We start from the raw sequence: 13015 nt of genomic DNA on the forward strand, positions 1-13015 counted from the left end.
GCCAAGGCACCTGCCAGCACGCGACGCGAGCGGGATAAACGCATGCCTCATACAACTGCAAGACGAGCCGCCCATGCTTCCGTCAAAGCAGGCAGCCAGCACGCCATGTGGTCAAACGACACCATCCAGTTAGCCGCCTTACGTAGTCGGTAACGTCAGTTCCGGCGCGTTGTAACCTACCTAGAAATTTTCTAGGTAGGTTACATTGGGAGGGTGGACAGTAGCGACGGCGTCGAGCTGCTGCTGGATGCCGGGTTGGATCGGCGGGTCACGAGCAGCACCGAGGTCGAGATCGGCGCCGGTGACGGCCGGTGGTCACGTCACCAGGTGATGCTGTTGCACCACTCGCCGAGCCCGGGTGAGATCGACCGTGCCGTAGCGGCGCTCCGGCCGCACGTGGACGGGCTGCTCTTCGTGGTCGCGCGAGCGGGGCGTGCCTTGAGGCGCGCCGCTGAGCGGGATCACCGCGTCGCGTATGCCGCGGTTGACGACGCGGTCGTCCACTTCCGGGGTGAGGTACACCGGTCCGGTGAGCAACGACCGACCGCTCCTGTGCATTCGGGGCGCGCCAGTTGGGCCCGGCTGGCGATGCTCCGGCTGTTCGCGCTGAGCGCTGCGGAGCCGTTGTCGCAGTCGGAGATCGCACGCCGGCTCGGGATGTCGCACGTTGCGATCGGCAAGCAACTTCCGATGCCGGACGAGCTGGTGGCACGCACCTCGGGCGGATGGCTGGTGACCGACCGGGCAGGATGCTGGGACCGGTTCATGCTTGAGTACCCGGGGTCACGCGGCCTGACCACGTACTGGTCAGCGACCGGAGACGTCACCGCGCAGCTCACACGGATCGAACAGGTCGCACGGAACCGAGGCGACGCCTCACCAGTCGTGTCCGGTGATCTCGCCGCTGATCTGTACGCACCATGGCGACGTCCGGACCGCGTCATCGCCTATGTCGTCGATCAACCTCCCCTGGAGGAGCACGGCTTCGCGACCGTACGGTCCGCGGATGCGACGGTCGAGTTGTGGACTCCCCGCGACCCGACCATCCTGGCCATGTCCCGCGAATGGCCGTCAATGCCAGGTGGAGCGACCCGGCGCCGGTACACCGACCCATTGATCGCGGCCTGGGACCTACGCAGGTCACCCGGCGGCGATGCTGACGCGGCCGTCGAGCAACTTCGAGCCCGAGCACTCCGGGAGCGGCTGTGGTCTTGAAGCGCCATGTCGAGCTCGTCGCCACCTCGTACGCCGACGAACTGTCCGTCCGGTCGCTCGCGGAGATCAGCGCGATCACCGCCGACCAGAACGTGCGCATCATCGGTGGACAGATGGCTTCGCTGCTCCTGACCGCCTTCCCCGTTCCTGGCGTCGCCATACGCCGCACCCGCGACGCCGACGCCGCGATCACGACCGAACTCGCCGGCTCAGGCGTCATCCATCAGCGCCTCATCGAACACGGGTATGCCGCTACGAGCGGCAACAGTTACATGCGACCGGTTCCGGAACTCGCCGTCGCAGGCGGTCCCATTCCGGAGCTTGCCGTCGACCTGCTCATACCTTCACTGGATGGACGCTTCCGACCCCAGGAGCACGGAGGTCGCGCTTCGATTCGGCCCCCGGACTCGCTCCCGCTCTGGCCGCCGACCCCATCGTGATCGACGCCGGGGCGCGGATGCTCGACGGCACCCGGCTGGAATTCACCGTGCGCGTGCCCACGGTGGAGCTCGCACTCGTCATCAAGGCGCTCGCGTACGGCTCCCGCCTGGAAGCCCGGGACGTCGAGGACATTTACCGACTTCTTGAAATCCGCGACCGCCATCAACCCGACGAGATCGGTGACTGGCGACTTCACGAAGCCCCATTGCGAGGTTCCCGCCGCGATGCCGCAGCGCACCTGCACGAACTGGCCCGGCGCAGCCGACGCCGCTTCGACGTCGAAGTGCCGACCGCCCGGCTCGCAACGCTCATCGTCGCTCTGGTTGCTCGACCCAGCTGACCACACGAGCCTCTTTAAGCTGCAGCTCGGCCGCTATCTGTTTCGCCGGGCCCACTGTGAGAAGAATCGTATGAGTTTGCCCGTGACAAGCCCCTGGCGCTCATCACCGGCCAAGAGCTGGTGGCGCTGCTCGCCCAGTACGGTCTACCGGGCCGACTCGGCCCGGCAACGAACGCTCGTTAGAGGGGCGTGCTCAGCGGCGTGGTGACCTCGCGGAATCGGTTGGCGGCTTGATCGAGGTAGGCATCCCAGGCGGTCGCCGTTCGGGCGTCCTCCGGCTGCGGGAATGGGATTCGTACCGTGGACAGCCGAACGGCAGTAGGCGCTGTGTCGCGGCCTCGGCGCCAGGTTCGGGTAGCGCCCTCGCCTGGGTAAATCAGCAGGGCTCGTTCGACGTTGCCTTCGGCGTCGTCGAGGAGGTGGGTGTAGGCGAACATCTGGTATTGGTCGTCGCGGTCGGGGGGTTTGCTGGCTGCGAGAGTCTTGTACTTCGCGTCGGCGATCCAGACTGTTGGGCCGTGCCAGGCCACGTTGTCTGGTCGGCTCTCGCTGGGCTTGAGCGGATTGTCGACCCAGGGGTCGGCGACCAGGTTGGCGGGCAGTGCGGCTTGCGCCAGCACCTTGGTGAAGTGGCTGCGGCACAGCACGTCGTAGACGATTCTCTCCCAGATCTTGTCGGTGGGAAACGACAGTTCGATCGCATCCGCGAAACGCGGGTCGGCTTCCGCGGCGACGAACTCGATTTCGGCAAGCAGCGCCAGGGCGAGGCGGAGTGCGTCCGCCCACGGCTGATCTAGCCGGTTCAAGTGGAGCCGCGGTCCGATTCGTAGTGCTGTCGCCGGCGGTACCGTCGCCACCCCGGACAGCGCGCGCCGCAGGGTGACCGCATCGTGGCGAAGTTGCTGTTCGGCGAACCTGCCGGCGAACGGGGACCGCATACCGAGTCCGTCGGCGATCCGTTCCAAGGCTGCACAGATAATGCCGAGCAGCTCGGTGGACTCGGTGAGTTCGTCATAGCGGCAAATCAGCCGCGGGTCGCCTGTTGCGGCGTACCGCACCGCGCTGGAAGCGTCGATGCGGCCACGGACAGCCGTACGGGGTGCGACGACCGTGCGGTATCCGCGGCGAATTGCATGCGTGCGAGCCAGTACCTCATCGAGAAACCGACGACACAGCAGCGGCCTATGCAATAGAGACTTGCCCGACGCTCCGTGCAGAGACTCTGGACGCGGCGCCAGAAAGTTCAGCCGGTCAAAGAGTTGCAGCAGGTCAGTGGTCACATGCCGGTTGTCGCCGTCCAGGCTTCGAGCCGCATGGAGATTCCGTGGACGAACATCCGGCGCCAGTAGGCTGCTGTCCCAGCGCACCGCGCCGTGTTGGGTCCGCCGGGACGCTTCCAGACAGCTGGTGAGGAGGGCGTCCATGGCCGGGTGGTTGGCCGTTACGTGAAGCCTGTCGAGCTCGTACAGGGTTAGTTCGTGATGGCGCCGATCTGGCCATTCGGGGACATGCACCACAGTTGCAGTGTTCGGTGGACGCCACGTTTTCGGCGCCACGCTGAGCACAATCTGGTGGTCGACGCTCCCGGCCGCAGTAAACCCGATTCGGGCGCCGCGGGGCGATGCCGTGAGCGTGACGCTCATGCGACGGCGTCCTCGTCCTCATCGAAGAGGTCGATGGAAACTTCAGTGGCGAACGGCCCGCTGGTGTCGGCGCTGACCCGGTACGTGGTGATCCGCGCTCCACGTGCGAGACCCGTGCCGTCGACAACCACCTGCAATTCCAGTGATTGCTGTAGGAAGTCGTCCAGCTGGCTCAGCGCGGGAATGGCCGTCTTGCGCACCTGCTCCAGCGCGCCATGTTGCGCAAACCAGCTGGCGCGCGTGTCGGTGGCGAGGAGATCGTCGGCGCCCAAGCCGCGCACGATGTCGATGAGCTGCGGCAGGATGGTGTACCGCCATTGCAGTTGCAACGAACGCATGGCCGATTCGAGCGTGGACGCTTCCGCGAGCGCAGTCGCAACGGCGTACAGGTACGACTGTCCAAGCATGGCGTCCGGACCGAGGCACGGGCGCAGTGCGTGGTCGTTCAAATCTCGCAGAATCTTCGCCGACTGTGTGAACAGTTCCCGCGGCGGACCCGACACAGTCTCCGGCAAGACGCTGCCGTCCGGCATGACCGGCTCGAGGCGGTGGAAGGCGAACCGTCGGCGCAATGCCGCATCCAGTGGTGCCACCGAACGGTCCGTCGTGTTCGTTGTGGCGATGACGTAGACGTTGTCCGGAACGAAGAATGTGCGGCCCGAGTACGTCAACTGGGCGGGTGTGGCCACCTGCCAGTCCTTGGCGCTTGCCGGCCCTCCGCTGCGCTTGTATGTAGCGCGTCGCGAAGCCTCCAACGTCAGCAGGAGGTCACCGAAGACGCTCGGGACGTTGCATCGGTTGAGTTCGTCGAACAGCACGAGGACATCACGGTCGGGCGCCGCTGCCGCCGCTGCGCAGACCGTCAAGAAGAAGCCATCTTTGACGCTGAATCCGCTATCCGCTGCCGCCGGCTCGTCGAACAGACCCGACGTCGCGCCAGGCTTCGGCGCGCCGGGCCGGAGACCCTCGATGAAGTCTTCGTATGAGCTGCTCGGATGCAACACCATCGCCCGGTAGTTGCGACCGTCGAACGGCAGCAGCTCGCGTCCTGTGCGTGCCTGCCACATCGCGGCCAAGCGTTCGATGGCGTAGGTCTTGCCGGTGCCTGGTACACCCTCCAACACCACATTCTTGAAGGCCAACAACGCCTCGAGAATCGGGTCTGACGGGCCTGTCCGCTCAACGATCGGTGCGGCGCTGGCGTGCTCGTGCGTCACGGCGCCGCCGAAGAGGTCGGGGATTCGACCGTTGAGGAACGCCAACATCGTGCACACGTGTGGATGGTTGATCGGGACGAGGTAGACCTGCTTGACGTTGCCGTCCTTGGTGAACGGGCCGACGTCGGGGAAACGATACGGGATGTCGTCGCGCGGGATCGGATTCGACAGCTCTGAGTAGTCGACCGGGCAGAGGTAGCCGATGTCACCCCAAGCATCGGTGTTGAATTCGGCGGGGCGCGGTGCGGTATACGGCGCCTCGGCGACGGTGCCGATCGCGCGAATGTGGTTCGCGGCGTAGTGGATGATGCGCTGACCGACCGCAAGGTTGTTCACGTCCTTGTGGTGGGCGACCGAGCGTCCGGCCTTCGTTTGCTGCGGTGCCCAGAGGTAGCCGCCGTCGCGTTCTGCCCTGTACGTGTCGCCTTGATTGACCCACCACAGACCGGAGAACGGCACGACCTCGTAGCCGAGCCGTTCGAGGCGGGCGATCGCCTCTGTCGCGTCGAACTCGTTCGGCTTGAGCGGATTGCCGCCGGCGGCGTGCTGGTGGGCCGCGCCGACGATCGCCTTCGGGTCGTAGAAGCGGCCGTCCTTTCGCAACAGATACTTGGTCGCGAAGCCGAACCCGTACTTGTTGAGAAAGTCCTGCCTGCCGAGCTTGTCGAACTCGGCAAGTGCCGCCTCAATGGCGGGCTGCTCAATCTGGGACAGCGCCATGGCAGGCAGCCTAGCGATCAGCGTTGCATGGGAGACCAAAGTGCCCGTGCCCGAACTTCCGGTGTCAGCCGCAGGTGGCCGCTTCCCGGTACAGTGCGGCGCACGGGAGGGGCACAAATTGAGTGTGGTGCTGCGAGTCGCGCGGGGCTGGCCGGGTGAGTATCCGTCGATCGCGGCGGCGACCGTGGCAGCGCCGCCAGGTGCGACGGTGCTTGTCCTGCCGGGCGACTACCAGGAGTCGGTGGTGCTGACCCGGGCGGTTCGGATCATGGCCCGTGACGGTGCCGGTTCTGTGCGGTGGCGTTCGGCGCGGGGAGCCGCCGTCCACGTCCGCGGTGGTTCGTCGGTCCTGAGTGGACTGTCGATCGCCGGTGATGACCGGGACTTCGCCACGGTGCTGGTTGACGCCGGCGAGATTCTCGTCGAGGACTGCCAGCTGGAGGGGGTCGCTTCGGCTGTTTTCGTCCGCGGGGGCGCGGCCACCGTACGTGGGTGCTCGCTGCGTTCGATCGCGGCGGACGGCGTTCATGTGCGCGACGGGAAGGGCGTCGTCGAGCGGTGCACGATCGGTCCGGTCGGGGTGAGCGGGATCGTGGCCGACAACGCGGCGGTCGCGGTGTCCGCCTGTACCGTCACCGAACCGTCCGGCAACGGCCTGTACTGGCACAACGGTGCGTCGGGCGAGTGCGTCGATGTGACCGTCACCGGAAGCAAGATGCCGGCCATCATGGTCGCGAACGGCGCCCGGCCGGTCGTGCGGCGGGCGCGGCTGACCGAGCTCGCCGCGCAGGCGATCGTGGTCCGCGGCGCCGCCGGTACGTTCGAGGAGTGCACCGTCGAGCAGGTCGACGGGGCCAGCGCGATCGCGGTCGAAGCGGGTGCGTCGCCACGTTTCGAGCACGTCCAGCTGCGGCGCATCAACGGCTTGGGCGTGCAGGTGAGCGGCGGCGCGGCGCCTGTGATGCAGCACGTGACCATGGAGTCGGTCGCCTCGCAGGCGTTGGGTGTGACCAACGCCAAGGGCAGGTACGCCCACTGGACGGTGCGCGACGTCGCGGACAAGAGCGTGCCGGCGGTCGGCATCCAGGGGCCGACGGCCGAGGTGTGGCTGGAGACGCTGGCCTTGCGTGATGTCGGCGTCGGGCTTGTCGTTTCCCAGGGCGCCGCGACCGTGTCCGGCGTGAGCATCGAGCGTGCCGAGGCGTCCGGCATCGTCGCCCAGGGTGCGCGTCTGGTCGCCAGCGACGTGCGGATCAACTCCGGCGGGCAGACGGGCATCGCCCTGAGCAATACGCAGACCACGCTGACCGGGGTCAGCGTCGCCGACTGCGTCGTGGGCATCTACGTCGGGGGTGGCACGAGCGGCGAGCTGATCCGTTGCGCCACCACCGGTAACCGCCGCGACGGCATCCAGTTCGACGCGTGCGGCGCGATGGAGGTGACGGACTGCACCGCCACCGGCAACGCCGAGGACGACGTCTGGCTCAGGGGTGGCGAGCCGGTCACGTTCGCGCGTCATGTCGGTCCGTTGCCCGAGGGGGCGCGCGCGTCAGCGCCCGCCGGCGATGGCCCGGTCACCGATGAACGGCGGCGGACAGCTAGCGGCCAACCCACGCGCGGCGTCAGCAGTACATCGGCAGAACGGAACTCGGACCGGGCCGCACCCGCGGAGCTGGGCCCCCAGCTCGACACGGCACTCGCCGCGCTCGACGCGATGATCGGGCTGGGCCGGGTCAAGGAGGAGGTGCGCAAGCTGGTCGACTTCGCCGACTACCAGCGGCGCCGGGCCGAGCGTGGGCTGACTCCGGTGTCGTTGGAGCGGCATCTGATCTTCACGGGCCCGCCGGGCACCGGCAAGACCGAGGTGGCGCGGCGCTACGCGGCGATCGCCTCCGCCCTCGGCCTCATCACGCGCGACCACGTCGAGGAAGTGGATCGGGCGAAGCTGGTCGGCGCGCATATCGGTGAGACGGAGAAGCGCACGCTCGCCGCGTTCGAGCGGGCTCGGGGTGGGGTCCTCTTCGTCGACGAGGCCTACGCGCTCGCGCCCGCATCCGGCAACGAGGACAGCAACGACTTCGGCCGGCTGGCGATCGACACGCTCATCAAGCTGATGGAGGACCGCCGGGACGAGGTCATCGTGATCATGGCCGGTTACCCGAACGAGATGCGCAAGCTCCTGGACGTCAATCCTGGCCTGCGGAGCAGGTTCACCACGACGATCAACTTCCCGCACTACACGGTCGAGGAACTCGTCGAGATCGTCGAGAAGTTCGCGGTGGACGAGGACTACGTCGTGCCCGGCGAGACCCGCGCCGCGTTGACCGCGACGATGATCCAGCTCAGCCGGGCCGCCAACTTCGGCAACGGCCGGGCGGCCCGGATGCTGTTCCAGGCGATGCGGGAGAACCTGGCCCGCCGCTCGGCCCGCAACGACTCCTATGACGTGGCGGCGTTGACGACGCTGCTGCCCGAGGACGTGACGGCGGCCCGGGCGGCCTCGGGCATCGCCGCTGGCGTGGGGGTCGCCGACCAGGAAGAGACGCAGCGGCTCCTCGCCGAACTCGACGCGATGGTCGGTCTCGGCGCGGTCAAGCGGGAAGTGGCGACCCTGGTCGCGCAGGTCGAGATGGCCCAGCACCGGGCCGCACTCGGATTGCCGGCGCAGCCGCTGAGCCGGCACCTGATCTTCGTGGGACCGCCGGGCACCGGCAAGACCTCGATCGCCCGCCTGTACGGCCGGCTGCTCGCCGCCCTCGGTGTCCTCGCCGACGGCGGCATGGTGGAGGTCAGCCGCGCCGACCTGGTCGCCGGATTCGTCGGCCAGACCGCTCTCAAGACGACCTCACGGTTTGAGGAGGCCCGCGGCGGCGTCCTCTTCATCGACGAGGCCTACACGCTCTCCGCACATCACGGCCCGGGCCACGACTTCGGCCGGGAAGCGGTCGACACGCTCGTGAAGCTGATGGAGGATCACCGGGACGAGGTCGTCGTGGTGGTCGCCGGCTACCCGGCCGAGATGGACCGCTTCCTGATCACCAACCCGGGACTGCGCAGCAGGTTCGGCCGGCGGATCGAATTCACCCGGTACACCGTCGACGAGCTGGTCGCCATCTTCCACCAGATGGCGTCCGAGCAGCACTATCAGTGCCCACCGCAGACCCTGGCAGCAGTACGGGCAGCACTCGACGCCCGCTCGACGGACACCAGCGAACCCGACGACTCCTTCGGCAACGCCCGCGCCGCCCGACAGCTACTGGAGTCGATGACCGGCCGCCAAGCGATGCGCCTGCGCGGCACCGCCAACATGGACAGGGAAGCGCTGACCACTCTGCTTCCGGAGGACTTGGAGGACGCCTGAACGGCCGCCACCAGGCTGTCCGGTCAAGGCCGGACGACGCCGGGCTGTCGGCCACCGTGACGTGTCGTGACGCCCCTATGCGGCGATTAGGACGATTGTGTCAAGGTTAGGCACCATGGTGGGGCGTCTGTTGAACGGCCGGTACGAGCTGCGATCGATCATCGGTCGCGGTGGCATGGCCGACGTGTGGCTGGCCTTCGACGGGCGGCTGAACCGGCCCGTGGCCGTGAAGATGCTGCACGACGGGGGCGGCGCGGATCCGTCGCTGCCGGAGCGGTTCGAGCGCGAGGCGCACACCGCCGCGCGGCTGTCGCACCCGAGCATCGTCGCCGTGTACGACGTCGGGATGGACGCCGGTACGCCGTTCATCGTGATGGAGCTGGTCCAGGGGCGCAGCCTCGCTGACGAGCTGGCCACGGGTCCGCTGGAGCCGCGGCGTGCGGTGCGCATCGCCGAGCAGGTGTGCGACGCCTTGACGGCCGCGCACGACGCCGGAGTGGTACACCGGGACGTGAAGCCGGCCAACATCCTCATCAGCGACGAGGGCATGGTGAAGGTCTGCGACTTCGGCATCGCCCGTATCACCGACCGGGCACAGGCAGCGCTGACCGCACCCGCCACCGTGATCGGCACCAGTTCGTACATGGCGCCGGAGCAGGTCCTCGGCGAGCCTGTCGACGCCCGGACCGACCTGTATGCGCTGGGCTGCGTGCTGTACTCGATGCTCACCGGCCGTCCGCCCTTCACCGAAGGCTCGCCGGTGCAGATCGCCTGGCAGCAGGTGCATCAGGCAGCGGTACCGGTGACAGTGCTGCGGCCCGGCCTGCCGCCGCGGCTCGCCGGGCTGGTCGGCGCATTGCTGGCCAAGCGTGCGGGGGACCGGCCGGCAAGTGCGGCGCAGGTCCGCGCGGCGCTGGCCGGCGGGGGCGCAACAGCTGCCCTCGCGCACACCGCCGCATTCGCGCGTCATGAAGGAGCGGGCGAGGCGCCGATCCGCGGCCGCGCCCCGGTGCGGCCGGCAACGCTGAGCATGCCCGCGCTCGACCAGCCGCCCTCGCCTGCCGCCCGGCGAAGGGGCCGTTCGGCCGGGATCGCGATGACGGCGCTCGGCGCGGCGGCCGTCGCCGTGCTTGCGCTCGGTATCCTCCCGGACCGGTCCGGCCACCCGGCTGCGGCGCCCACCCCCGCGGAGACGACCCACTCCCTGCCGTCCCCGGACACCTCGGGTCCGGCGCCGAGTGACCCGCCGACCGAAACCCCGAGCCCGACGCCGACCGAAACCCCGAGCGACCCGGCGAACGACTCGATCAAGGCGACACTGGCCGCGGCCCGCGCCGCTGTACAGGCTCAGGCCGACGACGGCGGCCTGGACCGCGGCGTCGCTCGCGAGCTGAACCGCCGGTTCGACAGCCTCGCCCGCGAACTCGCGCGCGGCAACGACGACCGCGCCGCGGTGGAGCTGGCCAGTCTCCGCGACCGGCTCGTCCAGCTGCACCAGGACGGCACGCTCACCGACACCGGGTACGCCGCGGTCCTCACCCCGGCCGACCAGTTCGCGGCGAACCTGCCGGCCCCGTCGACGACTGGGTCGCTCAGCCCGTCGGCCTACGGCTCGGAAGCGCGGCCTCAGGGAGAAGCGGACGTCGCGTAGACCTTCCCGACGAACTCGGCCAGCCGGCGTTCGTCAAGGTTTCGAGCCAGGTCCGACTCGCTGATCATGCCGACGAGGCGGTGGTTCTCGATGACCGGCAGCCGCTTGACCTGGCGGTCCTCCATCTGATGCAGAACCTCGTCGATGCCGGCGTCGGCGTCGACCCAGACCAGCTCACCACCGGCCAGGTCACGCACGCTGACCCGACCAGGATCCTGGGCCTCAGCGATGCACCGTACGACGATGTCGCGGTCGGTGATGATGCCGTGCAGCCGGTCGTCCTTGCCGCAGATCGGCAGCGAGCCGACGCCAAGGTCGCGCATCTTCCGCGCGGCGGCCGCGACGGTCTCGCGCTCGCCGACGCACTCGGCTCCCCGGTGCATGATGTCTCTCGCCTGCCGCTCCTGCTTCGCACGAAGCGTCTGCTCATGGTCATCCAGCGCGCGGAACCGACGTGCCACGGCCTCATGTGTCGCATGGCCGGCGTGTTCGGCGTAGCTGGCCTTACCGAGCTCGTACAGCAGCTTGTCACGCTGCCGCTGGGCCCGCGTCTCATCTATCCGGGCCCGGCCCGTCGCCAGGCCACGCTTGGCGGACTCCATCATCTTGTCCAAGGGCATGGTGTCCTCCTCTGGCGTACTTGAACGCAAGAAAGGCGACAACAGCGGTGCCCAGCCAACGCTACGTCGCCGACCCCACGGACGGCACCACCTCATCAGCATCCGGCCCCTGATCGGCGGCCGCGGCGGAGGTCGCAGCAGGGCACGAGGAATCGACAAACAGAAGTTGAAAGGCACGTGCCGGCGGGCCGCAAAAGGCGCTGAGAGCCGACGGCGGGACTTGAACCCGCAACCTTCCGTTACCGACCGTATCGATCTTGAGCTTGGCATTAGTCGTCAACATGTGGCGTTGAACTGCGCAAACGCCGTCAATCACTGATCGTCACCTGTCACTGATTGTCAGCGCTTGGAAGGGGTTTTCGGGGGGTAAATGGGGGCACCAGCCGGTGGCCAGGGCCGCTGCCATTGACGCCCTACCGGATCACCCGGATAGGACGCTGCCACCTTCCGGGGGCTTGGCTGCCGGGCGCGACGGCCTAGGTCGCGGAGCGCGCGAGCGGCCGGCGATTGGGTGGTCGCAAACGGCTTCACCTTCGCCGCCGCGCCCCGCGAAACCGACTGACCGACTTCATGTCCGTCGCGGCCGATGACGAGGTCTTCGACCTCACTGCACCGGTGACGATTCTTTATGTTGTAAGAACGCTCAACGGTCGGAGACCGTGAGCGGCGTGAGCATCGTCAGCGGCACGGGAGTGCCAGTCTGCGGCGCCGCTGACGATCCGCAAGTGGTGGATCTGGACCCTCCCTGGTCACCGAAGGACCATGCGTGCCCGAACCGCAAATCGGAGCTTGGGACGCAGGCGACACCGCCGACTAGTTCCGACCACTCTTGTGTCATCGTCCGCCCGGACGGGCGACCGGAGTTCTATGTGTTCGGCACCCGCTGTTGTCGTTCGCCGGCGCCGTCATGCCACACGACAAAAAGCGCCTTGCCGGTCGGGTCGTTCGCGACGCTGACCAAAGCCTGGATCAGCCCGCCTACAGGGACTGCCTCGGGTGGCATGGCCCTGCGGAGTTGACCGACCCGACCGCCTGACGAAGCGATGACCCTGAACTCGGCGTCAAGGGCGTCGACGTCCCCGACGTTGGTCGCAACCGCCTCGCGCATGCCGCCGCCGGGCGGTTTATCGCAGGTGATGCGGAAGGCCGCCCTTCGCCGGGCCTCGATCAGCAGAGCGTCGGCGGCCTGCTCGTCACGCTGCTGCCGGGCCAGCCGCAATGGCAGCACGATGCTGGATACGACCGCGAGCGCAGACACGGCAAGGGAAACCAGTGCGATCCGATCGGCGGACTCCACGGCGACACCATAGATGCGGCTCCACTCTGGCTGCCGCGGTCGCCGCAAGAAGCACCCGCAAGTGTCTGCAGTGCGACGGTCGCGCCCGCGATCCGCCGGGCGATCGCCCGTTCCGCTGGCGTACTCGGCGGCAGCTCGTCGAGGACGGCCCGCAGCATCCGGGCCGCCTCGGCGACGGCGGCCGAGTCGACGGGCTGGTCACTGGAATTCGTGGCGGCCATCGACCCAAGCCCCGTCCCCGTCCCCACCCTCGTCGAACTCGGCCACCCCGACGGCGAGCGCCTCGACCTCGGCCGCCGACCGGCGTGTGCCGTTGAGCAAATCCGAGGTCGGCGAGAGCGCCCAGCCGGCCTGGCGACGAGCAAATCCACCCGGCGAGCTGCTCGTCCGCGCGACACCATTACCAATGGCCAGCCTAGTACGGCAGCCGCCGTTCGGGATCATGGCTGAAGCTCGGCGCTGAGTCGTCGTGCGTAGTGGGAGCGGCGGGCTCGGGCTTGGTGGCGGCGT

At 68.2% G+C, this 13015-nt stretch carries 10 protein-coding genes; 5 read left to right on the forward strand and 5 right to left on the reverse strand.

What is annotated here, in order from left to right; genetic code table 11:
• Nucleotides 1-213: 213 nt before the first annotated feature.
• Genes ACZ6TV_RS11100 through ACZ6TV_RS11110 form a run of 3 tightly spaced genes read left to right on the forward strand, consistent with a single transcriptional unit; the run spans nucleotide 214 to nucleotide 1996 of the window.
• Nucleotides 214-1215 carry a hypothetical protein gene (locus ACZ6TV_RS11100; protein WP_465296988.1) on the forward strand — a complete coding sequence of 334 codons (1002 nt, stop codon included), beginning with the start codon at nucleotides 214-216 and terminating at the stop codon, nucleotides 1213-1215.
• On the forward strand, nucleotides 1206-1655 hold the full coding sequence (locus tag ACZ6TV_RS11105; RefSeq protein WP_465296989.1) for a hypothetical protein: 450 nt from the start codon (nucleotides 1206-1208) through the stop codon (nucleotides 1653-1655). The genes ACZ6TV_RS11100 and ACZ6TV_RS11105 overlap by 10 nt, the downstream gene beginning before the upstream one ends.
• On the forward strand, nucleotides 1652-1996 hold the full coding sequence (locus ACZ6TV_RS11110) for a hypothetical protein (RefSeq protein WP_465296990.1): 345 nt from the start codon (nucleotides 1652-1654) through the stop codon (nucleotides 1994-1996). Before ACZ6TV_RS11105 ends, ACZ6TV_RS11110 begins: the two co-directional genes overlap by 4 nt.
• Nucleotides 1997-2175: 179 nt before the next feature.
• Here the strand turns inward: ACZ6TV_RS11110 and ACZ6TV_RS11115 are convergent, their stop codons facing one another.
• Both ACZ6TV_RS11115 and ACZ6TV_RS11120 read right to left on the reverse strand, forming a co-directional pair.
• Nucleotides 2176-3639, reverse strand: a complete 1464-nt coding sequence (locus ACZ6TV_RS11115) for a 5-methylcytosine restriction system specificity protein McrC (RefSeq protein ID WP_465296991.1) — start codon at nucleotides 3637-3639, stop codon at nucleotides 2176-2178.
• Nucleotides 3636-5576: an McrB family protein gene (locus tag ACZ6TV_RS11120; protein ID WP_465296992.1), complete on the reverse strand. Its 1941-nt coding sequence runs from the start codon at nucleotides 5574-5576 to the stop codon at nucleotides 3636-3638. The genes ACZ6TV_RS11115 and ACZ6TV_RS11120 overlap by 4 nt, the downstream gene beginning before the upstream one ends.
• Between ACZ6TV_RS11120 and ACZ6TV_RS11125 the strand changes: the two genes are divergently transcribed.
• Both ACZ6TV_RS11125 and ACZ6TV_RS11130 read left to right on the forward strand, forming a co-directional pair.
• On the forward strand, nucleotides 5467-8937 hold the full coding sequence (locus ACZ6TV_RS11125; protein WP_465296993.1) for an AAA family ATPase: 3471 nt from the start codon (nucleotides 5467-5469) through the stop codon (nucleotides 8935-8937). The genes ACZ6TV_RS11120 and ACZ6TV_RS11125 overlap by 110 nt on opposite strands.
• 115 nt (nucleotides 8938-9052) lie before the next feature.
• Complete coding sequence (locus tag ACZ6TV_RS11130) at nucleotides 9053-10588, forward strand: protein kinase domain-containing protein (RefSeq protein ID WP_465296994.1); 1536 nt, start codon at nucleotides 9053-9055, stop codon at nucleotides 10586-10588.
• On the opposite strand, the gene ACZ6TV_RS11135 is transcribed toward ACZ6TV_RS11130, so the two are convergent.
• The 3 genes from ACZ6TV_RS11135 to ACZ6TV_RS11145 form a co-directional block, all read right to left on the reverse strand.
• A complete protein-coding gene (locus ACZ6TV_RS11135) occupies nucleotides 10564-11208 on the reverse strand; it encodes a CBS domain-containing protein (RefSeq protein ID WP_465296995.1) in 645 nt (214 codons plus the stop codon). The two genes, ACZ6TV_RS11130 and ACZ6TV_RS11135, sit on opposite strands and share 25 nt — an antisense overlap.
• Nucleotides 11209-12073: 865 nt before the next feature.
• The gene (locus ACZ6TV_RS11140) at nucleotides 12074-12505 is read right to left on the reverse strand and encodes a hypothetical protein (RefSeq protein WP_465296996.1); all 432 of its coding nucleotides are present in this window, start codon (nucleotides 12503-12505) and stop codon (nucleotides 12074-12076) included.
• A gap of 198 nt (nucleotides 12506-12703) precedes the next feature.
• Nucleotides 12704-12949, reverse strand: a complete 246-nt coding sequence (locus ACZ6TV_RS11145) for a hypothetical protein (protein ID WP_465296997.1) — start codon at nucleotides 12947-12949, stop codon at nucleotides 12704-12706.
• Nucleotides 12950-13015 lie beyond the last annotated feature (66 nt).

It is taken from the genome of Dactylosporangium sp. NPDC051087, from assembly GCF_055586325.1.

What these genes read in the sequence shown, in the direction of transcription:
- ACZ6TV_RS11115 (WP_465296991.1), bottom strand. Translation starts at nt 3,639, where the DNA reads ATGAGCGTCACGCTCACGGCATCGCCCCGCGGCGCCCGAATCGGGTTT.
- ACZ6TV_RS11120 (WP_465296992.1), bottom strand. Translation starts at nt 5,576, where the DNA reads ATGGCGCTGTCCCAGATTGAGCAGCCCGCCATTGAGGCGGCACTTGCC.
- ACZ6TV_RS11130 (WP_465296994.1), top strand. Translation starts at nt 9,053, where the DNA reads ATGGTGGGGCGTCTGTTGAACGGCCGGTACGAGCTGCGATCGATCATC.
- ACZ6TV_RS11135 (WP_465296995.1), bottom strand. Translation starts at nt 11,208, where the DNA reads ATGCCCTTGGACAAGATGATGGAGTCCGCCAAGCGTGGCCTGGCGACG.
- ACZ6TV_RS11145 (WP_465296997.1), bottom strand. Translation starts at nt 12,949, where the DNA reads ATGATCCCGAACGGCGGCTGCCGTACTAGGCTGGCCATTGGTAATGGT.